Raw genomic sequence first — 23,239 nt, forward strand, 5'->3', positions numbered from 1 at the left:
AAAGAGTGCGATTTCTAACCGGTGGCGCGATCGCAACCGCTATGCTGATTTGTATGCTTAGGTGGAGTAAGTACTTGATTTTGTCTGAGATTTTTTTGCAGAAAATTGCTAGCTAATTCCTGTACCTGTAGCCGATTAATTTTGCCTTGAGAATTTCGAGGTAAGCTGTCTACTTTAATCCAATTTTTTGGAATTTTAAATCGACTCATTTTATTTTTCAATAATTCCTTAATTTGTAAATAAGAAATATTTGAATTTTTAGGTATATAAATTGCGGTTATTGCTTGTCCCCAAACCGGATCGGGTACACCAATCGCGCAAACATCTGTTACCATTTGAGTTCCTCTAATAGCTGATTCCACTTCTATAGCATAAACATTTTCACCACCTGTAATAATTTTGTCACTGCTACGTCCGGAAATATGTAAATACCCCTGTTCATCTAAAAAGCCCAAATCATCTGTTTGTAAAAACTCCCAATTAGTTTGAATATTAGGATAATAACCAAGGGCTAAGGATTGAGAAGAAATCTTAATATTGCCTGTTTGATTTGGCTTCAAAATTTCGCCTTTCTCGTTATAAATATTGACTTTGGCATGAGGTAGCAGACGGGTACAACTATCTTTACCCTTAAGAAAATCATCTGGTAACAGGGTCGCTATTTGAGATGCTGTTTCTGTCATACCATAAGTCAGACCCAATCGAATTTTATGGCATCTTGCTGCTTCTAAAAGTTCGCTCCAAGCAGGCGCACCTCCTAACAAAACTGTCTGAAATTGGGCGAGCCATTGAGTGAGTTCTGCATTTTGCAGGAGACGTTGTAACTGTGTAGGAACTAGAGAAATAAAAAATTCTTGTGGTTGAATATTATAGTTTTGTCCGGATTCTAACTCTTTAAATGGGAGAATTGCCAGCTGACCTCCTGTTGTAAAAGAACGCATAAACTGCATTAATCCGCCAACATGATAAATAGGCAATACGCAAAAGGAGTTAATGTTATCTACTTGAAAATATTCTTTAAATCCCCGTACTGACGCCATTAAAGTTTCCCAAGTATGCATGGCAAACTTAATCTTCCCCGATGAACCGCCTGTAGGGATCATGATGAGTGGAGACGGGGATAGGGAGGGACAGGGGGATGGGGGGAAAGAATGTTGCTCTTTGCAGAGCTCCGATACCTTATGGTTCACGCCCCAAATAATATCTGGTTTAACTAAATCAAAAACCTGTTCCCATTCTTGTTGTCCCCAACCGGGATTACAAAGGAAAACCGGACAATTTGCTTGACAAGCTGCAAGAAAACTTGCAAGAAACTTGACTGGTTCGGGTTCGGCTAAGAGAATCTTTGGAGGTGTTTTCCAATGGGAAAACTGCATTAACTCTAGATATCGTTGTTTGATAATGAGGGGAAATAAATTATCGGAATCGCAAATTAGCCAATCTGAAGGTACGCGCAAGGACTGTTCTACGATATACTCTAACGTTGCTACCATAAATTTTCCAACCAAATTTCTTCTTCTTCTGCAAAAAAATGATTGACTCCAAAACCCACCGCTCTGTTGTATCGCGATAATTCAACAGCCAGTTGGAGTGCTGGTTTTCTACCAATAGAAGTTTCAAAAACAGAAGAAAACACAGCATCAACTTCACACTCCAAGCAAAATTGACGCAAACGGAATGGCGAACCCACTATTCCCGGCTTAATAACAAAAATCTCTCGCCAGCCTTTTTGGTAACAAGCTACGAGTTGGTGGAGTGTTGCGACAGATTCATCTAAAGCTATTGGAGTGTGATAGCAATGGCTCAATTCCAACATGGAATCAAACTTATCTACAGACAGTGGCTGTTCGACAAATTCAATTTCTAAATTTAAAGTACTGTCAGTCTTAAGATTGTCGCAAGTCCACAACCACAAGTTAGCCTCTTCATAACTCAATCCACCGTTTGCATCAAGCCGAAGTTTTGTCAAAGATGGTAAGGTTTGAGCGAGCCTTTTGAAAATTCTTAGTTCTTCAGTAACAGGATAAACACCAATTTTCCATTTAAAAGTACGATACCCCCCCTGCCAAAGTGTTCGCCATACCTCCAATGCATCTTCTCCCGCAGGTAATAGGGCGCTATATGTTAGGGATTTTGGATTGAGTGATAAAGTAGGAGAAACTCCCTTGTCCCCCAATCCCCAGTTCTCCGCCCTCAGTCCCCAAAAAGCCGACTCAAAACCAAATTGACACGCAGGTAACTCATCAGGGATGGAAAAAATTGTTTCGTCTGCGATCGCTTCTGGTAACTGGCGACAGAACGAAAGAGCTTCCTCTTGGTTTTCAGAACCAAACCAGCTGATGGGTGCAATTTCGCCCCAACCCACTCCGCCCAAATCATTTGTGAGTTTGAGGATTATACCTTCGCGAGTCTCCCAAACTCCGTGACTTGTGGTTAGCGATCGCACAAATCTCCGTTGATAGGGACGGAACTGGAATTGGTAATGCATTTTTTGCTAATGGCTAATGGCTAATGGCTAATGGCTAATAGCTAATGGCTAATGGCTAATGGCTAATAGCTAATGGTGAGTCCAGAGAAAGTAGGCGGTGAGTCCAGTGCTTCAGGGAGGTTTCCCGCGACCACTGGGACTGGCGTAAGCCGTTGCGGGCATAGCTTCGCAACGCGTATAGCCCTTACGGGCATAGCCTACGGTATCGCGGAGCGTGTGCAAGGCACATAGCGTCTGTGCTCCTGAGATACAAGGGAGGGCTAATAGCTACTAACGACTAACCTAATACGAACCCCAAGCCAAATAGCAAGCAGCACCAAAAATGCACTGAGACTGCAATAAATTTACAATTGTTTACCTTGTCTGGTTGGTTGTGATTTGTTTGGACATGGTGACATAATTTTCTTGCAAAGGGTAAACTTGCCCAACTTAGTAAAGTCCAACTTGGAAACAGTCCCCAAATCACTCCAATGAAGGCGATCGCATAAATGCTACCTGTAAACCACTGTAAGACTTCCGCTCCTCTTTGCGTACCCAATCGGACAATCGGAGAACGCTTACCTGCGGCTATGTCGTCTTTCACTTGATGGAAGTGAGAACAGAACAAAATTAAACTCGTGGCAATCCCAACAACTACCGAAGCTACCAACGCCCGCCATGACCAATTTGCCGTTTGACTGTAGTAAGCTGCTGATACGGCTAACGGACCAAAGGCAAAAAAGCAAATGATTTCTCCCAAACCCTGATATCCTAGACGGAAAGGGGGTCCTTGATATGTATAGCCTAAAGCACAGCATAACAAGATTATACCTATGACGGTTAAATCTTGTTGCCACCAAGCTATTGCTAATATTCCTAGCAAACCCAGCAATAAAAATAAGTTTCCCACCCAGAATATGAGGGTTTTATTCCCAGTCAAGTTGACTAAAGAATGGTGTTTATTTTTATCAATCCCTGTTTCTGAATCAAAGACATCATTACTGAGATTTTCCCAAGCTAGGATACAAATTGCAGCAGCTACAAAGGTAGAAAAAACTGCTCCATGAAAAGTCTTCGTTTCAGCAAAAGCAACAGCTGTACCCACCCAAATGGGCATAATAGCAACGCTGTACATCGGCGGTTTGAGTGCCGCCATCCATAACTTATTCTTGGGATAAGAAATCAGCTTTGTAGTCATTTGTCGCGATTTACTAAAATGGCCAGCAATTCCCAATCCCAAAAAAAATTAGGGTTTGGAAATATACTCTATACAGGTAACAACTTAGAAGTTGCCACTTTTTGTCCCAGTCTCAAATTACAGCAGAAACTGGACATTGCAGGCAAGTTTTTGCAAAACTACAACTTTGCAAAACTCACTCTGGTTAAAAGGGTCTGTTTGTGTTACCTGTAGAAATACGACCATGATTTATGACTCTTTTGGAAGATAACTTCAAAAAAATTTACTATTTTTAGATCATGACAGTTTCACAATGTCGCGCTGACTTTTTTGTATACAATAAGGAGCTATACCACTTTCTTTGGGCGATTCAGCAAAATTGCCTAAGGAAGAATTGCACCCAAATTGCTAGTGTTTCGATAGAGATTGACCCAGTCGATCCTCTGGTTGTATTTAGTAAACTGGGTCAACCCCAGCAAATTAATTTTTATTGGGAGAATAAAAGTAAAAAAGAAGCGATCGCGTCTTTTGATGCTGCTGCTAAATTAGAAATAACAGGCAAAAACCGCTTCAAGGCGTCAGAAGATTTTATCAAAGATTGTCTGGAAAAAACCGTTTGTTTTTCGGAAATTGCTCGAGCTTTTTCTAAACCCCTGTTCTTATGTAGTTTTAGTTTCTTTGAAGAACCCAGTCAAGCTGATTATCCATTTCCATCTGCTACTATTTTTCTTCCCTGTTGGCAAGTCGCTGTTAAAAACAATCGATACACATTTGTTGCTAATATACCGATGGATGCTAACGTGGATATTCAAAAAATATTACAGGTTTTGTGGAGTAAGCTGGAAACCATCAGTTCTCTTAATTCTCTAGAATATAGCTTTTTACCTTTGAAAATAGTACAGCCAAAATTGAGTCAACAATATGTCGCTAATCCAGAGCAGTTTAAGCGTTCGGTATCGGGAGCTTTAGAAAGTATTCAATCAAAGCGTCTGAGAAAGGTGGTATTAGCAGATGCACTAGATGTTAGAGCCAGTATTCGATTTAACTTACTACAGTCTTTAAATAATCTACGACAGCTGCATTCCAATTGTTGTATCTTTTCTATAAGTAATGGAAAAGGACAGAACTTTATAGGAGCTAGTCCAGAGCGTTTGATAGGCATTGACAAGCAGCAATTAATTACTGATGCGCTTGCTGGTTCTGCTCCACGGGGTAAAACACCAGCTGAAGATGCAGTAAATGCCAGTCGCTTGCTCAGTAGTGAAAAGGAAAGGCACGAACACTCTCTAGTGATTGATTTTATTACACAACGGCTGTCGCAACTGGGTTTACTACCCCAAGTATTAAGACCTCGTTTGAGACAACTGTCTAACATTCAACATTTATGGACTCCCATAAATGCGATTGTTCCTAATAACGTTCATCCCTTAAGCATAGTCGCGCAATTGCATCCAACACCAGCCGTTGCAGGTGCTTCTAGAGAGATTGCTTGTCGTGAAATTCGCCGTTATGAAAACTTTGAAAGAGGATTGTATGCAGCACCATTAGGTTGGGTGGACTCTGAAGGAAACTGCGAGTTTATTGTAGGAATTCGCTCGGCACTTATAGATGGCGATCGCGCTAGACTTTATGCAGGTGCTGGTATTGTTGCTGGTTCCAATCCTGACAAGGAACTTGCAGAGGTGCAGCTTAAGTTACAAGCTTTGTTAAGAGCATTGGTATAGGGGCTAGGGCGGGTTTCCCGCCTTGTAGAACGTTGTATGGATTTAGGGGGAGCTGGAAAACAGGAGGCTAAACAAGTCGCTTGAAAACACGCCCTAACTCCTTCAAAGCAAATTTTGTATTATTTGCAACAACTGCTTCATCGTGTATGGCTTTTGCAAAAACTTGTGAATACCAAGAGATTCAGCAATTAGCTGATTTTCTTGAAGACCGCTAGAAGCAATAATTTTGACCGACGGATTAATTTTTTTCAGAGTTTGGATCGTTGTCATGCCATCCAGAGTTGGCATCATCATATCTAACAAGACGACGCGAATATCAGATACATTTTGGGCATACATTGAAATAGCTGCAATACCATCACTAGCAATAAGAACTTTATAATTGTAATTTTCTAATGCTGTTTTGGTAATGTCTCGGATTTTGGCTTCGTCATCTACAACCAAAATTAATTCTCCATTACCCGTGGGTAGGGGCAAATTTTCTATTGACTGTATTTCATTTGCCATCACGGCTTTTAAAAAAACCTGAAATTCCGTTCCTTTGCCAACAGAACTAGAAACATTGATAAAACCACCATGACTTTTCACAATACCGAGCACAGTTGAAAGACCCAGCCCCGTTCCCTGTCCCACGGCTTTGGTGGTGAAAAAAGGTTCAAAAATTCTATCCAAGATTTCAGGTGACATACCCGTACCTGTATCTCTAATAGAGATAACAATGTGAGGTCCAACTGTTGCCTCAAGATTCATCTTGGCATAGTTTTCGTCAATGAAAAAATTGTCAGCCGAGATATCTAAAATACCACCTTTGGGCATTGCATCCCGAGAATTGATAACTAAGTTCATCAACATCTGATAGAGCTGTGTTGCATCTCCATATACAGTCCACAAGTTTGACGCTGTTTTACAAATAAATTGAATAGATTTAGGAAATGTCTGTTTGGCAAATTGCTGAATTTCTATGATCAAGTGCTTCATCTGTAATACTGTACGCTGACCTTCAACGCCACGCGCAAAGGAAAGTACTTGCTTGACTAAATCTGCACCACGTTGAGCATTCAGTTCTAAAGTTTCCAGTAGCTGATTGTGCTGTTCATTGCCCAGTTTCATTTTTAGAATTTGAGCGGAGAGGAGAATGGGAGACAATATATTGTTGAGGTCATGGGCAATACCGCTAGCAAGCGTACCAAGGCTTTCCAATCGCTGAGCGCGAAGAAACTGAGTTTGCAGTTGTTTCTTTTCTGTAATGTCGGTGTCAACAGTAAGGATAGATTTTGGATTACCGCTTTCATCCCGCACGAGTGTCCATCGGCTTTCTACAATGATGTCTTTACCATCTTTTCGGACTTTATTCAATTCACCGTACCACTCACCTGTTGTGTGAACTTGATTGATTGCTTCTTGGAGTTGTAGCGGTATTTCTCTATATAAAAAAACTTGAGCATTTTGTCCCAAAGCTTCTTGTGCTTTCCAACCATAAAGACGCTCGGCACTTTTGTTCCAAAATAAAATTTTGTGGTTTAAGTCTCGAACTAAAATAGCATCTGTGGCAATGTCCAGCAACGCAGCTTGTTCGCGGATCTTCTCTTCTATTTGTTTGCGTTCGCTAATGTCAGTAGAAACACCAACAACTCCTATTAAGACTCCTTGGTCATCGTAAATTGGGGCGTCAGTTACTAGTACGCAGAAATGAGTTCCATCTCGACGCTGCACGGGAAATTCGCCTGACCAACTTTTACCTTGCTGTAACTCGGACATAATTTTAAGTCCTTGCTCTCGTAAAGTATCGGTCACAACAACATCCATAATATTTTGACCGATCGCTTCTTGTGCCGACCAGCCATATAAAGTTTCTGCAAAACGATTCCAATAAATAATTTTGCCATCAAGGTCGGTGGCAATGACTCCTTGTTCTACGGCTGATAATAAATGCGCTTGAAAGTAAATTGCTGCTTCTGCTCGTTTGCGTTCTCGCAGTTCGCTTTGTACTTGTTCATAGAGGGTTGATTGCTGTATGGCGATCGCCACCTGATCGGCTACAGCGCAAGTTAATTCTATGTCTTCCTGTTGCCACGGGGAAGATTGGCAAGAGCGTATTATGCTGAGACTACCCCAAACTGAAGAGTTAACGTGCAATGGTACTAGCAACCAAGCTCCAGAGTAAATCTCCGCAAAATTGCGGTTGATTTCGTCTATATAATTACTGCTTGCATCTTCAATAACAACAACTTCCAATCGCTTGAGTCGAGACGCAATTTCATTATAGCTATCGGGAATCTCCAATCCCAAAGCACTTGGCAAATCTAGGTTTTTGCGGTAATCTGTAACGTTTAACCACAGTTGCCGTTCTGGTAAATATTGTACAATTTCTGCTCGATCGGCGTGAATGAGGTGAGCAATTTCACGGGCTGCTGTGGAAAAAATTGTTTTTATATCTAAGGAGTTGCGGATACTTTGAATGACTCGATTGAGTGCTTGCTCTCTTTGAACTTGCCTTTGAGCGCGATCGTACAATACCGTTTCTGCTTTCTGCTGTTGAGTTGCTAATGTTTCTAAGCTTGAAACACGTTGTCGCAGTTCAGCAATTTCTTGAATTAACTGCTCTTTTGTCTTATCTTCATCTCTCATTGCATTGACGACTCACACCAAGGCTTATTAAAACTTAATGTTAAAAAAAATTAAAAATGGTATTATAATCCTGAAATTGTTCGGCGAAAAATATTTCTGTACCGTAGGTAAGATCGTGCCGCACAAAAGCAACATATGGTGGGCATTATCCACCATACGTAGATTTCAAAAACTCAATAGGAGTTCTCAGACCCTATTTCCCTGGTTGTCTTCTTACACTGTGTAACAAAATAACAACAAGTACTTGGTATTATTGTAACCACAAAAATCTTCTATAGCAAATCCCTATGGGTAAAGGCTTTAGCGTTTGCTCCCGTATAAGTAGCTGCAATCTGACCGTTACCGCTCATTTGATACTTATAAGTCACCAAACCTTCTAACCCAACAGGACCTCGAGGTGGCATTTGTTGAGTGCTAATTCCAACCTCTGCACCAAAACCGTAACGGAAGCCATCTGCAAAGCGGGTCGAACAGTTGTGGTAAACTCCTGCAGCATTTACCAATGCTAAGAATGTTTGAGCGGCTTCTTCGTCTTCAGAAACAATTCCATCAGTGTGTTTGGAACCATACTCGTTTATATGAGCAATTGCTTCTTCTAAGGAATCTACAATCTTAATTGATAAAATCAGAGCATTATATTCTGTTTCCCAGTCCTGCTCGGTTGCTTCTAAGATATTAGGTAGAATTTGGCGCGTGCGTTCATCCCCTCTTAGTTCTACCTTAAGGTGTTGCAAAGCTTCACTTATTTGTGGTAATACCTTTGGGGCAATATTGGCATGAACGAGTAAAGTTTCAATTGCATTACAAGCAGCTGGATAGTTCGTTTTTGCATCTACTGTAATAGCAACAGCTTTTTCTAGGTCCGCTGCTTTATCTATATAAAGATGACAAACCCCATCAGCATGACCGAGAACGGGAATGCGCGTGTTATCTTGAACAAAACGGACAAACGAGTTAGAACCTCTAGGAATAATTAAATCGACATATTTATCTAATTTCAAAAGTTGCAAAATTTCTTCTCTTGTTGTTAACAACTGGACTGCATCTGGATTGACTGCAGTTTGAGATAATCCTTGTTTAATTGCTTTAACTATTGTTTCACAAGAACGAACGGCTTCTTTTCCACCTTTAAGAATAACGCCATTCCCTGATTTGATAGCTAGGGAAACAATTTGAATAGCAGCTTCCGGACGTGCTTCAAAAATGATCCCTAGGACTCCCAAAGGACAAGTTAATCGCTTGAGGATTAAACCCGTATCGATTTCGCGGTGAATTTGTACGGTACCCACCGGATCGGCTAATTTACCGACATCTCTAACACCCGCGATCGCATCTCTTAATTTGTGTTCGTCTAACTTGAGACGTTTGTAGAGAGGCTCAGCAATTCCCTCAGCAATAGATGTTTCACAATCAGCAAGATTTGCTTGCAAAATCTCATCTTTTGCCGATTCTAAAGCTTGTGCGATCGCCTCTATTGCTTGATTTTTTGCCTCTGTTGAAAGCACTGCTAGTTTGAGTGCAGCCCGTCTTGTTTTTTGAGCAACTGCAATTATGTTTTCCATATGTAAAGCAAACCATAAAATTACATAAAGAAAGCCACCTGGTACGCCACGTACCAAGCAACATATAAGGTAGATTTAAACACATCTCTAATAAAAGCTTAGCTTATAGGAGGACCCGATGGTTACAGCACTCAAACTAGACAACCAGGTCAAAATCGGTCCAACCAATCTGCTGATTAATAACGAATGGGTAGAAAGTATTAGCGGTAAGCGTTTTGAAACAATTAACCCTGCTACGGGTGACGTGATTTGCAGTGTAGCAGAGGCAGATGCAGCAGATGTAGATAAAGCAGTGCATGCGGCTCGTGCTGCTTTCAACAAGGGAGAATGGCGTACAATGTCCGCAACTCGTCGCGGCGAGTTACTTTACAAACTGGCTGACTTAATCGAGCAGAACAAAGAAGAGCTGGCGCAGTTGGAGACATTAGACAATGGTAAGCCTATTTCAGAGTCGATGAATGCTGACCTGCCATTAGTCATCGCCTGCTATCGTTACTTTGCAGGTTGGGCTGATAAAGTCCAGGGTAAAACCATCCCCATCAACGGTCCTTACTTTTGCTACACTCGTCACGAGCCAGTCGGTGTGGTAGGTCAGATTATTCCTTGGAACTTTCCACTCCTCATGCAGGCTTGGAAATTAGGACCCGCTTTGGCAACCGGCAATACAGTGGTTATGAAAACAGCCGAACAAACACCACTGTCAGCATTGCGACTGGGCGAACTCATGATTGAAGCTGGTTTCCCCCCTGGTGTTGTGAATATTCTTTCGGGATACGGTCCAACTGCAGGTGCTGCAATTTCCCACCATATGGATATTGACAAAGTTGCCTTTACTGGCTCGACTGAAGTAGGGCATTTGGTGATGGAAGCAGCCGCAAAGAGTAACCTCAAACGAGTGACTCTGGAACTCGGCGGTAAAAGCCCCAATATAGTTTTTGCCGATGCTGACATGGATGAGGCTATAGAAGGCGCTCATAATGCTCTATTCTTTAACCAAGGACAGTGCTGTGTTGCAGGGTCGCGACTCTTTGTTGAAGAAAAATGTTATGACGAGTTCGTAGCCAAGAGTGTCGAACGCGCAAAACAGCGCACTGTCGGTAATCCCTTCGACCTCAATACCAAACAAGGTCCGCAGGTAGATAAAGAACAGTTCAACAAAGTGATGCATTACATAGAAGCGGGAATGCGAGAAGGTGCTCGAATGCTATGTGGTGGGAACCAAGTGGGTGACAAAGGTTACTTTATCGCCCCAACAATCTTTGCTGATGTGCAAGACCGCATGGAAATTGCTCGAGATGAAATCTTTGGTCCGGTCATGAGCATCATCAAATTCAAAGATATTGATGAAGTTATTCAACGAGCTAATAACACCATGTATGGGTTAGCAGCTGCTGTATGGACCAAGGACATTACCAAAGCACACGCCATAGCTAACAACGTTCGTGCGGGTACTGTTTGGGTAAACTGCTACGACGTTTTTGATGCTGCTGCACCTTTTGGTGGATTTAAGCAGTCCGGTATTGGTCGCGAACTCGGTGAATACGGTTTGCAGCAATACACTGAGGTTAAGACGGTGACAATTAAGTTGTAATATCAAATCCGGTAGCATCGATTAAAAAACCGCAGAGACGCAGAGAGCGCAGAGAGAGAGGAAAGAGAAATAATTCCGCTATAAACGGATTTGATATAATTGGGGACAAGGGAGAATTTTCTTCCTTGTCTCCCCTGTCCCCAGTCCCTAACCCCCAGTCTCCATCCGCTCGACTGCTTTAGCCTGTTGCCAAAAAGCTTCTAATTCCTCTAGGGTGTAATCCGAGAGAGGACGATTGGCAAATCCCTCCATTTGTTCTAAGCGCTGAATAAATTTTCTGTTTGTCCCTTGCAAAGCTTCGCTAGGATCGAGATTATTCCAGCGAGCAAGTTGGACGATAGAAAACAGCAAATCGCCTAATTCCTCTTGCTGTCTTTCTGGTGTTTCGTGGGCTAAAGCTTCTTTGAATTCTGCTAATTCCTCATTAAATTTATCCCACACTCCATCAAGGTTTTCCCACTCAAACCCCACAGCAGCTGCTTTGCGAGAAATCTTCATAGTAGCCATTAACGGGGGTAGCTTGCGTGTATATCCTTGAAGTTTGTAACTGAGTTTTTGGCTTTCAGGAGCAGGTTTTCCTTTTTCTTCAGCTTTGATTTTTTCCCAGTTTTGCCGCACCTCATCCACGTTTTGCACCGAAATATCACCAAAAACATGAGGGTGACGGCGGATAAGTTTTTGTGAAATACCTTCAGCAATTTCCTTTAGAGAAAATTGTTGGTATTCGCTGGCAATTTGAGCTTGCAAAACCACTTGTAAAAGTAAGTCACCCAATTCTTCAGCGATCGCGTTTTTATCTCCACTATTAATAGCATCTACAACTTCATACGCTTCTTCTATTACATAGGGTGTCAGTGTCTGGGGAGTTTGTTCCAAATCCCAAGGACAACCTCCTTCAGGCGATCGCAATTTTGCCACCACGTCAATTAATTCTTGCAAAGCCGCTAATATGTCAGAATTTTTCATAATTGGTTAATGATTATACAAATTTTGGATTTTAGATTTTGGATTGAAGGATACCGAGGATAAGGTAGGCTCCTCTACTTCTTTGCTTCTCTGCTCCCCTGCTCCCCTGCTTCCCTGCTCCCTTTCTTCCTAGTCCCCCGTGTCCCCTTATCCCCTGCTCCCCCTTGTCTCCTCGTACCCCTTTTCACTTTACTTTTCTTCATTTTCCCACGAGGTAGCAATCCACTGACTCCTTGCTTTTTCACTCGCTTGTATGCCGAACCACTCCAATCGCTTAAAGAATGACTCATAGCACCTATTTCTAGCCCAAAGAATAGGGCTAGAAGTTCTCTGGAGTAATTGAATAGCGTGTTTGCTGTATTCTTATGCAATATTTGCCAATCTAGCTGCAGATTCCACAGCTTTTCGCCAACTACTATAACCAAAATTCCTAAGATAGCTACCAAGGTGCTGAGATAGATAACTCGCAGTGTTGTACCAATAATGGGACCGTGGGATAAGAATGACCTATGACGCAAACTTTTTTGATAAGGTAACCAAATAAAACGCAAAAATCCCCAGCGCTGGTAGTGGCGCGAGTAAATATCTAAATCGGGACCGAACATCAGTCCGCCAAACAGAAACCCTCCTGCTACTAGTAGTGTTAGGTTACCGCTTTTGGTTTGCCAGAAAGTCACCCCTGTCACAAGTGGCAAAGCCCATAGAGTAATGCGATCGTGAGTCCGACCAGAGGGCATAGGAATATGTGGAAAAAATTTTCTCAAAAATACTATCGCGTTTTCAAAATTTCTGTGCTAACATTAGTTCTTGTGAGTCAAAACACGACGGGCGGTTAGCTCAGTTGGTAGAGCGCCTGCCTTACAAGCAGGATGTCACAGGTTCGAGTCCTGTACTGCCCATCTACATTATTATATTTCCGTAGATTCTCAGAGTACAAGGGAATCATAGTGAAGTTAGTTTAAAGAGGTGTTAATTTTCTCGGAGGCATGGCGCTTGACTTAACGATCGGTGCTTGTCCGAGATGTGGAGATTGATGACCGATGAAAAACCAAACCTCTCTGTTAAAGATATTTCTAATATCCTTATCTTTATCTAGTTTTAACTTTGTTCCTACTGCCTTTGCTGGTATGGGAAATCAAAAAATTCTTGCTCAACAAACCAGTTGCACGGTAACTAATATTCAAACAGGTCAACTAGCCTTACGCTCTCAACCTAATGGCAAGTCAAGAGCAGGTCTAAATAATAACAATAGCGTACAATTATTAAGGCAAGGAAGCGAGCCTTGGGTTTACGTTCGGGTACTTCGGGGTCCCAATATTAAAGTGAACGGTTTAGAAGGTTGGGTTAATTCCAATTACTTGATTTGTGATGAGAAAACAGCATCTTCACCAGAATCCTGTAAAGTCATAAATATTACACAGGGACAGTTAGCTTTACGATCTACACCCAATGGTAAATCAAAAGCTGGTTTAAATAATGGCAACGTTGTTAAATGGCTGAGGTGGGGAGCGGAACCTTGGGTTTACGTCCGTGTGGTTAATGGTCCCAACACTAAGGTGAGTGGTTTGGAAGGTTGGGTGAATTCAGATTACCTTTTTTGTGATGTGTAATAATAGAGTTGCACAATACGAATGATGGAAATCAAAAAGCTATTGTAGCAACTAGACCAATAATTATTAAATGTGAGGTAAAGATAACAGTTGATAAAGCTTTTTTTATGGGAACTAAACTATTAATTGGTCAAGTAATTTTTTGAAAAATTGGATTTACTTGCAGATTGTAAAAATCAACAGTTGATACCGAATCCAGTAAATCCCGATTACCCAGTGGCAATGATTAAAGGATACAAGAATGCCAAAGTGGAAATTGGTCACTGAATTTACATTTGATAGCGCCCATTACATACGAGACTACGATGGACCGTGCGGTCGATTGCACGGTCATACTTACAAAGTAAAAATTGAAGCAACTTCATCAAAACTGCACTCCTCGCAATACTGTCCCCATGAAGTTATGGTGGCTGATTTTAGAACCTTACGCTGGGCTAAACAGGATGTGAAAAAAGGAGGGCTTGACCACTGCGTACTTAACGAAGTCATACCCCCAGAATATGAAACAACTGCTGAGATGATTGCCAAGTATATTTACGATGAAACCAAAAAAAGAGTCCCTCCCGGCGTACATCTCAAAGTAGCAGTCTCTGAGACTCCAAACTCATGGGCAGAATACGAAGACGACGATGACTAGATTATATGCTTGACAATAATTGTTTAGCGATCGCTAACTATGGAGGTAAGGAGACTCGAACTCCTGACATCCTGCTTGCAAAGCAGGCGCTCTACCAACTGAGCTATACCCCCTTAAGATAGGAAGTGTAAGTAATTTACACCAACAAAAGTATCATAGCTTAAATTCCTGGTTTGCGGAAAGGGGATTAATCAAAAAATGTCTTTAGTCGTTGCTGCACTTTATAAATTTGTGAGTTTGCCAGATTTTGCTGAGAAACAACAGCCTTTGTTATCTTTTTGTCAAGCACATGATATTAAGGGGACGATTCTGCTAGCACCAGAAGGCATTAACGGTACGATCGCAGGTTCTCGTCAAGCGATCGATTCAGTGTTATCCTTTTTGCGTAGCGATCCTCGCTTGGAAGATTTGGAACATAAAGAATCACACGCAGAGTCCCCCCCGTTTCAACGCATGAAAGTGCGACTGAAGAAAGAAATTGTCACCATCGGGTTATCAGAAGTCAATCCAAACGAACAAGTTGGTACTTATGTCGATCCTAAAGATTGGAATACTCTCCTCAACGATCCAGAAGTCACAGTGATAGACACGCGCAATGACTACGAGGTCAGCATTGGTACTTTCCAAAAAGCACAAAATCCCAACACAAAGTCATTCCGCGAATTTCCAGAATATGTTTTTCATCAGCTAGATCCCAAGCAACACAAAAAAGTGGCTTTGTTTTGTACGGGTGGAATTCGTTGCGAAAAAGCCTCTTCCTTTATGATTTCTCAGGGATTTAAAGAAGTTTATCACTTAAAAGGCGGAATTCTGAAATACTTAGAGGAAGTCCCAGAATCTGAAAGTTTGTGGGAAGGCGAATGTTTTGTTTTTGACGAACGTATCGCTGTTCGTCACGCTTTAGAACCAGGAACTTACGATTTGTGTGCGAGTTGCGGACATCCCATCTCTGAAGCAGACAAAACTTCTCCTCAATACGAAAAAGGTATTTCCTGTCCTCACTGTTTTGAAACCCTTTCTGAGGGGAAAAAAGAACGTCAGATGGAAAAGCAGCGACAAATAGAATTGGCAAATAGAAGGAGTGTTAATGGCTAATTGCTAATGGCTAATAGCTAATAGCTAATAGCTAATTGTTTTTATTCCCCACCTGTGTATTTTTCGCATCGGGAAACTCACCGAACAGCAGGGTTTTAATGCAGCTTTGTAAATTGTATTTCACGTATGTCATCTGCATATTAATCATTAGCCGTCAACCATCAACCATCAGCCATTAGCTATTAGCCATTAGCCTTTTTTCAGTGCTAAAGTTAAACCATCAGCAATCGGTACTAAACTAATTGTGACTCTTGAATCTCGATACAATTTCTCATTAAAAGTACGCATATAATTTGTTCTGTTATCTTGTACTTGAGGATCTGCAACTCTTCCCGACCACAAGACATTATCAATGGCAATTAACCCACCGGGACGCACTAACTGTAAAGCTTGCTCGTAGTAATTGTCATAGTTACTTTTGTCTGCGTCAATGAAGGCAAAATCAAAAGTTTCTCCCTGCGCCCGCAAGCGATCTAATGTCTCTATGGCTGGGGCTATATGTAGCTCGATTTTATTTGCCACACCCGCTTGCTGCCAATAACGACGTGCGATCGCTGTATACTCTTCACTCACATCACAAGCCACGACTTTACCTTCTGGTGGTAATGCTAGAGCAACAACTAGGGAACTATACCCAGTAAATACCCCTATATCTAATGTTTTTTTTGCATTCATCAACTGAACCAGTAAAGCGAGAAACTGTCCCTGTTCTGGAGCAATTTGCATTTGGCTCATTGGGTGCTGGGCTGTTTCTTGTCTCAGTTGTGTTAAAATTTCTGGTTCTTGTACGGAGACTGATAATAAGTACTCATACAGATTTTTTTCGAGTCCAAGTGTTTGATTTGTCATATTGTTAGAGAATATTTGAGAAGGTACGTAATTGAGGCTATACACGCAAAACTCACCTAAGTGGGTTTCAGATCTTGTGTTGTAATGAATCCGCGCAGGTAGTGAATCGAGCCTTGTAAGGGAGTTTCCCACGGGAGGAACTTTGTTTGTATAGTCTCAGAATTCTATGAATGAGAGCAATGTGCATTCATTGGGAGATTTCCTGCAAATTAAATAGAATCGTTATTGGAATTATAAAATTTTCTCACTCCTTAGAAGAAACGAAGAAATGAAGAGAAGAAGAGTTGCTATCTAATCATGGTTGGCGAGTAAATCATTTTTCCTCTGTGTTCTCTGTACCTCTGCGCTTCAAAAGTAATTTTTTTAACGACTGCGAGTCCCTAGAGAGCAGCAGATTTTCTAGTTTTGTCAGGAAATCATAACAATGAGTTAAGAAAAATTTCCGTAAAAAAATGACTCATAATAGGTAATTTTAAAACAACACTATTCGTATCGGATTAGTTGGACAAGAAGGCACATTAAATTCTTAAATACTTATTTTATCTGGGTTTGAGATGATGCGATTTCAACATATTAAAGACTCAATGGAAATTCCGAGTTTTTCGGTTGTTTAAGTGGGGTTTAAATTTGATTTGTACTTATACCCAGGAGAAAAGCATGGACATTTACGGAAGGGATGGACTAAATTTTGTAGATATACACCAAATAAATTTAGTTTTTCCTATGTATAAGTCTATTTTAAATCAAAGTGTTTCTCCACAAACAATAGCTATTATTGGAGGCGGTTTAAGTGGTTCTCTTGTGGCTGCTAATCTTTTGCGTAATGCAACAATACCGATTTCTATAAAATTAATTGAACGCAATTGTGAAATAGGTAAAGGGGTCGCATATGGTACGCGAGTTGATTGTCATTTGCTGAACGTTCCTGCAGGTAAGATGAGTGCATTTCCAGATGAATCAGATCATTTCTTGAAATGGCTACACGCAAATGGGTACGAACAAGTCACTGCATCGACATTTGTACCGCGTACTGTTTATGGAAGTTATATCCAAGCAATTTTGCAAGAAGCACAGGCAAAGGCTCAAGCTGGGGTCGAGTTTGAAAGGATTGTTGGTGAAGCTATCTATATTGATACAACAACTTATAGCGTTCGAGTGTACTTGAATAATGGCAGGCGTTTGCAGGTACAAAAGGCTGTGCTTGCTTTGGGTAATTTTCCTGCTTCTTTACCCGAACCAATTGCTGCTTTGGGTAACCCCAATCCCTATGTTAAAGATGCTTGGGCTGAAGATGCGATCGCAAATCTCAGCCCAGAAGATTCAATTTTGCTAGTGGGAACTGGGCTGACTATGGCAGATGCAGTTGTTGCGCTGCACCAACAAGGATTTAAAGGACAGATTCACGCAGTCTCCCGCCATGGCTTAATGCCCTGTCATCACAAACCAACAACTCCTTACGCAGCATTTCTCAATTTGGAAACTGCTCCAAAAACTGCAAGAGGGCTGTTCCACTTGGTACGTCAGGAAGTAAAAGTCGCGAGCGATCGAGGACAAGACTGGCGTGGAGTCATTGATGCTCTCCGTCCGGTCACTCAAGAACTCTGGCAAGCACTTCCATTTAAAGAACAGAAAAGGTTTCTCCGCCACGTGAAAGCTTACTGGGAAGTTCACCGCCATCGGATTGCTGAAGAAATTGCAGAAGTTTTAGATACAGCCGTTCAGTCCGGTCAATTACGCCACTACGGAGGTCGGATTCAAACTTGCCAAGAGTTTGAGAAGGGAGTGAATGTAACCATTCGCGAACGGGGAACAAGTGCAGATATTGTTCTACAGGTAAGCAGAATAGTGAACTGTACCGGTTCAAACTGCAACTACCGCAGATTGCAGCATCCGTTGCTTTCGAGCCTTCAAGAACAAAGGCTATTCCGTTCGAGCACCCTGTCTATCGGTATTGATACTGCTGCTAACGGTGCTCTCATTGATGCTGATGGCAATGTTTCCGAACTTTTGTATACGTTAGGAACACCCCGTAAGGGAAATCTTTGGGAAACAACTGCTGTTCCAGAAATTCGAGTTCAGGCAGTTTCTTTAGCTCAGGAGTTACTGAAATCTCTCGATTCCAAACTTTATCCTGCTATTGAAGTAAGCAAGTTGCCGAAACCTGTTATGCTATTTCGCCAATTGTTTGATAAAGAGTCAAGTACTTATACTTACCTCATTGCCGACCCAGAAACGAAAGAAGCTATCCTGATAGATTCCGTGTTGGAACAAGTCGAACGCGACCTTCAAATCTTGCGAGAATTGGGATTGACTTTACGTTACTGTCTGGAGACCCACATTCATGCAGACCACATAACCGGGTCAGATAAATTGAGAGAATTGACGGGTTGTTTGAGTATTGTCCCTGAAAAAGCTGCGACCATCGGTGCAGACAGCTATATTGCAGATAGGGCGATACTGGAATTGGGGAGTGTGAGAATTCAAGCGATCGCAACACCGGGACACACAGATAGTCATATGGCATATCTCGTGAATGGAACTCATTTGTTAAGTGGAGATGCTTTGTTTATCCGAGGTTGCGGTCGTACCGACTTTCAAAACGGTGATGCGGGATTGTTGTATGATGTTGTAACTCAAAAGCTGTTTGCCTTACCGGAAGAGACTTTCGTGTATCCCGGTCATGACTATCAAGGACGAACAGTATCTACCATCGGAGAAGAAAAATCTTGGAACCCGCGTTTTGCCGGACGCAGCCGCAAGCAGTTTATTGAACTCATGAATAACCTGAATCTTCCCTATCCTAAGAAAATGTTGGCTGCTGTACCTGCAAATCAATTTTGTGGCAAAATTTCAATGTGGGACTACCAAATTTAAACAGACACTCCTGTACTCAGGCTTGACTCTCGTTCCCAGGTTCTACCTGGGAACAAGAAACTGAAAGAACCAGAAAAAGAGGGAATTTATATGGAGAAGTTTTTTATCCTTTTAGCGTTTGACTAATTCCCTAACAGACTGCAAACTATAATTCAAAACTTTACCAGTTTTAAATAACTGATACCCTGCAGCAAACAAAGCAGAGGCGAAAAGGATAGCTAAAAGATTGAAAGATGCAAATAAATTCCCTGTGAAAATCATAACTGCAACTCCAAGCCCTATCAAAACCCATCCTATAGTGCGGTAATCGCGACGCCATAACACAAGCGCTGCTCCTACTACTAGCAGCAAAACGGATGGAATACGTATGAAAATACCAATTTGCGTGTTAGCTGCAAATAATAAAATACCGATAAGCATCAAACCCGCACCTGCAAGTTTGCTGTTGCGATCGACTTGAGGGAGTTGAGAATTATGTACGATTTCGGGTTGGAGCACTGTAGGTTTACTAATGGGAGCATTAGAGGGAACAATCAGATTTTGTTTATACTGAAATATAAATGTAACTTTTTCTTCCTGTCCGAGGTTGATTTTGTCTCCCACTTGAAGGAGGTAACGCTTTCTTGGTTCTAACTTCACTCCATTAAGAAATGTACCGTTAGAACTACCGATATCGGTAATATAATAAGTATTTTCTTCTACTTGAATTTCTAAATGCAACCGAGAAACAATATCGGCATCAGGTAAGAATGTAACATTAATATCCGGTGCAATTTGCTCATTTTGCTTGCCAACACGAATGACAGCAAGATTTGGGGGTAACTCAAAAGGTGTATCCGTTTGAACGTGAAAAAGCTCGAAACCTAGCGCTGTTGTTTGGGATGTGCTTAAATTTTGCATACCTTCTTGTTTAAAAATATTTCTTCTTCTGCCATTCTAATTCGAGCTAATGGGAATCTGAATCAAAAACTCTGTACCTTTACCAGGTTCTGATATACATTTCAAACTTCCGCCATGCTTTTCTACAATAATTTGGTAACTGATTGATAACCCCAGCCCCGTTCCCTTACCTACAGGTTTTGTTGTAAAAAAGGGATCGAACAATCGTTTTCTGGTATCTTCCGTCATTCCAAAGCCATTATCAACAATCTGAATCAGGGCAAAATTGTTACTTCCAACTGCGGTGCTAATGTAAATTGTGGGGACTCGAAGTTCCGAGTCGCGGTTATCCCCGCTCTCCAGAGGAAATTCTGCTCTCCCCAATCCCTCTTCTAAAGCATCAATTGCATTAGTCAAAATATTCATAAAAACTTGATTCAATTGACCTGGATAACAGTCCACTAAAGGTAAATCACCGTATTGTTTAACAATAGAAATACAGCATTTACTAGATTGCAATCGGTGTTGTAAAATCAACAGTGTATTTTCTATACCTTCGTGAATATCGACTGGCTTTTTTGCCGCTTCATCAAGACGGGAAAAATTTCTCAAACTAAGAACAATCTCGCGGATACGATTAGTCCCTATTTTCATAGAAGATAGGATTTTGCCTAAGTCATCAGCAAGAAATTCTATTTCGATTTCTTTACAAAAAGATTGAATCTCAGGCGCGGGATAAGGATAATGTTGGTGATAAAGTTTTAATAGCTCTAACAAATCCTGTATATATTCACTTGCATGGGTAATATTGCCGTGAATAAAACTCACTGGATTATTAATTTCATGTGCAACTCCCGCTACAAGTTGTCCCAAGCTAGACATCTTTTCATGTTGAATCAGTTGCGCTTGAGTTTCCTGTAACTTTTGCAAAGTTTCCGCAAGTTTTTCTGCATGAGTTTGGGCAGCTAAAGTAGCTGCACGGCTTTCCCTGTAGAGTTGGGCATGATCGATCGCAATTGCTAATTGATCCGTCACAGCTTGTAACAAACTAATTTCGCTATGACTCCAAGTCCGTTTCTCGCAACTATGACTGCAAACAATGGCTCCAAAGTCACCTGACTTACACTTAACTGGTAGTAAAAGTTGAGACTTTATGTTAAATTTGGCGAAAAATTCTTGGGTATTGCAATCTAGCAAGCATATTTTGTTGGTAGAATCAATACAAAGTAATTCCTCATTCAGCAATATATTGACTAAAAAAGAATTTTTTTGTGGTGGAATATCACCCAACATAGTGATTAATTCGGGATTTCGAGCTTCATGGGTAATAGTCAATGTTGGCTGAGGTAAGTTTGGCAAATATCGGAGAAAACAGCAACGATCGATTTGCAATAAGCTGCGAATTTCACAAACAGCTGTTGCCATAATTGTATCGAGATCTAGTGAATTTCGTATTTGATTGGCGAGCCTTAGCAATAAAGCTTCCCGGCGGCTCAAAAGTTCTTCTCGCGCCCATATGCGATCGATGGCTACTGCAATATTATTGGCAATCCAATTTAATAAATTATGAGTTGAGTTTGTAAATAACTCTTGGTTAAACAAAGCAATAATTCCAATAGTTTGCTGCTCTATAATTAACGGATAGGCAGCCAAAAGAAAACTGGATAAAAAAGGCTCTATAAAACTTTCTTCATTTTTTATCGTAACTTCTTCATTAAAAAGAGCTTGATTGTTTTTTGTCATTAAACCAATGATGCTGTTTGCTAAAACCGCATGCTCTGGAAAATCTTGACTGTTGGTTAACGTTTGACAAATCCTATCCGTACATCGGACACCTGCTTGTAATTGGATCTGATGTGTCTGATTCTCAAAAGTCCAGATACAAACAAAAGCAATATCTAAATACTGAGACAAAGTTTTTGTACAACTTTGAAGGATTTCAGGAAGGGAACTGCTTTGTGAGAGGGCTAAGCTAATTTCCGCACTTAGCAATGATAAACGCGATCGCTCTAGCAAAGCTAGTTCTGAAAGTTTCCGCTGTGTAATATCTGTACGAATTGCCACATATTGATAGGGTTTTCCCATTTTATTTAAAAATGGCACAATCAGAGTATCTACCCAGTAATAAGTGCCATTCTTGGCTTTGTTTTTAATTTCTCCTTTCCAAATATTTCCCTGAGAAATTGTTCTCCATAAATTTTCAAAAAATTCTTGAGAGTGATAGCCAGAATTAACAATACGGTGATCTTGTCCTATTAATTCTTCCTTTGAATATTGAGAGACTTCGCAAAATTTTTCATTTGCGTAAGTTATTTTGCCCTGGTTATCCGTAATAGCTACCAACGAATGAATATTTAAAGCGAATTTTAAAGCTTCTAACTCCTTAATATACTGTTGTTGTAATATTTCACTTTCTTTGCAAGCAGTAATGTCCCGAGCAACTGCATAAATCAATCGTTCATCACCAGATACAGTCGCATTCCATGACAGCCATTTATAAGAGCCATTCCGACACAAAAAACGACTTTCTAAACCAATGACTTCCGCTCCCGACACAAGTTTAGAATAAGCATTAAGACAAGTATCAAAGTCTTCTGGATGAGCAAAATCAATAAACGGTTGATTTTTGAATTCCTGTTCTGACCAACCAAAAGTTTTTGTCCAAACTGGATTTAAGGACTGGAAATACCCATTAAAACTAGCAATACATAGTAACTCGTTAGATTGTAAGAAGAATTGCAAGTAGTTCTTCTTTGTATCTTTACCATCACTCATACTAGTTTTTTGCATTTTATAAATCCATTTCTAGTAATCAAAAAGCCCGCATATAGCGGACTTTAGTTATCTTGTTTGGGCATTTTAATGTTTCAGAAACTAAAAGCTCTTAAACACAACCAAACTTATGTAAAAAGTGTATTTCATCTCAATACTGCTCGGTCGAATATATACAAAGCTGAGAATATCCCCCTACCACCCCTTTTGTAGGGGTTGGGGGGGGATCGAATTATAACCGAAAAGTATTGTATTCCATCCTCGCTAAATACAGGTTTCCCCAAATAGATTGAAAAACGATCGTTTAAAATATTAAATTTAAATACGAAATTTTACAAAAAATTTACGATCGAGAACATACTGACAAATAGTAATTTTATTTCTTCATATAAAAATACTCTTCTTTAT

At 40.8% G+C, this 23,239-nt stretch carries 16 protein-coding genes and 2 tRNA genes; 7 read left to right on the top strand and 11 right to left on the bottom strand.

From position 1 onward, the window contains the following. Window positions 1–14 precede the first annotated feature (14 nt). The 3 genes from AB0756_RS27685 to menA form a co-directional block, all read right to left on the bottom strand. Window positions 15–1,493: a 2-succinylbenzoate--CoA ligase gene (locus tag AB0756_RS27685; protein WP_167844660.1), complete on the bottom strand. Its 1,479-nt coding sequence runs from the start codon at window positions 1,491–1,493 to the stop codon at window positions 15–17. Next, window positions 1,487–2,488, bottom strand: a complete 1,002-nt coding sequence (locus AB0756_RS27690; protein ID WP_167844659.1) for an o-succinylbenzoate synthase — start codon at window positions 2,486–2,488, stop codon at window positions 1,487–1,489. Before AB0756_RS27690 ends, AB0756_RS27685 begins: the two co-directional genes overlap by 7 nt. Window positions 2,489–2,765: 277 nt before the next feature. Further along, a complete protein-coding gene (gene menA / locus AB0756_RS27695) occupies window positions 2,766–3,665 on the bottom strand; it encodes a 2-carboxy-1,4-naphthoquinone phytyltransferase (protein WP_038075214.1) in 900 nt (299 codons plus the stop codon). A 278-nt stretch (window positions 3,666–3,943) separates the two neighbouring features. Between menA and AB0756_RS27700 the strand changes: the two genes are divergently transcribed. Beyond that, entirely contained in the window at window positions 3,944–5,368 is a 1,425-nt protein-coding gene (locus tag AB0756_RS27700; protein ID WP_038075209.1) for an isochorismate synthase, read from the top strand. 102 nt (window positions 5,369–5,470) lie between these two features. Here the strand turns inward: AB0756_RS27700 and AB0756_RS27705 are convergent, their stop codons facing one another. Beyond that, window positions 5,471–7,996, bottom strand: coding sequence for a PAS domain S-box protein (locus AB0756_RS27705; RefSeq protein WP_038075206.1), 2,526 nt, complete (start codon window positions 7,994–7,996; stop codon window positions 5,471–5,473). Window positions 7,997–8,268: 272 nt separating this feature from the next. Next, window positions 8,269–9,558: a glutamate-5-semialdehyde dehydrogenase gene (locus tag AB0756_RS27710; RefSeq protein WP_038075274.1), complete on the bottom strand. Its 1,290-nt coding sequence runs from the start codon at window positions 9,556–9,558 to the stop codon at window positions 8,269–8,271. A 118-nt stretch (window positions 9,559–9,676) separates the two neighbouring features. On the opposite strand from AB0756_RS27710, the gene AB0756_RS27715 reads away from it, so the two are divergent. Further along, window positions 9,677–11,149 (top strand): aldehyde dehydrogenase family protein, encoded by a 1,473-nt coding sequence (locus AB0756_RS27715; RefSeq protein ID WP_038075203.1) that lies wholly within the window; start codon window positions 9,677–9,679, stop codon window positions 11,147–11,149. 147 nt (window positions 11,150–11,296) lie between these two features. Here AB0756_RS27715 and mazG read toward each other — a convergent pair whose 3' ends face one another. Together mazG and AB0756_RS27725 are read right to left on the bottom strand one after the other, a co-directional pair. Then, the gene (gene mazG / locus AB0756_RS27720; protein WP_038075200.1) at window positions 11,297–12,115 is read right to left on the bottom strand and encodes a nucleoside triphosphate pyrophosphohydrolase; all 819 of its coding nucleotides are present in this window, start codon (window positions 12,113–12,115) and stop codon (window positions 11,297–11,299) included. A gap of 74 nt (window positions 12,116–12,189) precedes the next feature. After that, window positions 12,190–12,852, bottom strand: a complete 663-nt coding sequence (locus AB0756_RS27725) for a metal-binding protein (protein ID WP_050045682.1) — start codon at window positions 12,850–12,852, stop codon at window positions 12,190–12,192. Window positions 12,853–12,941: 89 nt separating this feature from the next. On the opposite strand from AB0756_RS27725, the gene AB0756_RS27730 reads away from it, so the two are divergent. The 3 genes from AB0756_RS27730 to AB0756_RS27740 all read left to right on the top strand — a co-directional run bounded on the left by AB0756_RS27730 (window position 12,942) and on the right by AB0756_RS27740 (window position 14,362). Then, window positions 12,942–13,014 (top strand) — tRNA-Val (locus tag AB0756_RS27730). Between the two features lie 141 nt (window positions 13,015–13,155). Then, window positions 13,156–13,725, top strand: coding sequence for an SH3 domain-containing protein (locus AB0756_RS27735; RefSeq protein WP_038075197.1), 570 nt, complete (start codon window positions 13,156–13,158; stop codon window positions 13,723–13,725). A 241-nt stretch (window positions 13,726–13,966) separates the two neighbouring features. Next, window positions 13,967–14,362, top strand: a complete 396-nt coding sequence (locus tag AB0756_RS27740; protein WP_038075194.1) for a 6-pyruvoyl trahydropterin synthase family protein — start codon at window positions 13,967–13,969, stop codon at window positions 14,360–14,362. A 40-nt stretch (window positions 14,363–14,402) separates the two neighbouring features. Here AB0756_RS27740 and AB0756_RS27745 read toward each other — a convergent pair. Continuing rightward, a tRNA-Ala gene (locus tag AB0756_RS27745) sits at window positions 14,403–14,475 on the bottom strand. Window positions 14,476–14,560: 85 nt separating this feature from the next. Between AB0756_RS27745 and trhO the strand changes: the two genes are divergently transcribed. Beyond that, window positions 14,561–15,457 (top strand): oxygen-dependent tRNA uridine(34) hydroxylase TrhO, encoded by an 897-nt coding sequence (gene trhO, locus AB0756_RS27750; protein ID WP_038075191.1) that lies wholly within the window; start codon window positions 14,561–14,563, stop codon window positions 15,455–15,457. A 189-nt stretch (window positions 15,458–15,646) separates the two neighbouring features. Here the strand turns inward: trhO and AB0756_RS27755 are convergent, their stop codons facing one another. After that, entirely contained in the window at window positions 15,647–16,306 is a 660-nt protein-coding gene (locus tag AB0756_RS27755) for a class I SAM-dependent methyltransferase (protein WP_038075188.1), read from the bottom strand. A gap of 723 nt (window positions 16,307–17,029) precedes the next feature. On the opposite strand from AB0756_RS27755, the gene AB0756_RS27760 reads away from it, so the two are divergent. After that, entirely contained in the window at window positions 17,030–19,180 is a 2,151-nt protein-coding gene (locus tag AB0756_RS27760) for an FAD/NAD(P)-binding protein (RefSeq protein WP_038075269.1), read from the top strand. Between the two features lie 111 nt (window positions 19,181–19,291). Here the strand turns inward: AB0756_RS27760 and AB0756_RS27765 are convergent, their stop codons facing one another. Together AB0756_RS27765 and AB0756_RS27770 are read right to left on the bottom strand one after the other, a co-directional pair. Then, window positions 19,292–20,080: an FHA domain-containing protein gene (locus tag AB0756_RS27765; protein WP_038075185.1), complete on the bottom strand. Its 789-nt coding sequence runs from the start codon at window positions 20,078–20,080 to the stop codon at window positions 19,292–19,294. Between the two features lie 36 nt (window positions 20,081–20,116). Continuing rightward, window positions 20,117–22,849 carry a PAS domain S-box protein gene (locus tag AB0756_RS27770; protein ID WP_237265866.1) on the bottom strand — a complete coding sequence of 911 codons (2,733 nt, stop codon included), beginning with the start codon at window positions 22,847–22,849 and terminating at the stop codon, window positions 20,117–20,119. Between the last annotated feature and the right edge of the window lie 390 nt (window positions 22,850–23,239).

Source organism: Tolypothrix campylonemoides VB511288_2 (assembly GCF_045999855.1).
Taxonomy (GTDB): Bacteria; Cyanobacteriota; Cyanobacteriia; order Cyanobacteriales; family Nostocaceae; genus Scytonema; species Scytonema bouteillei_A.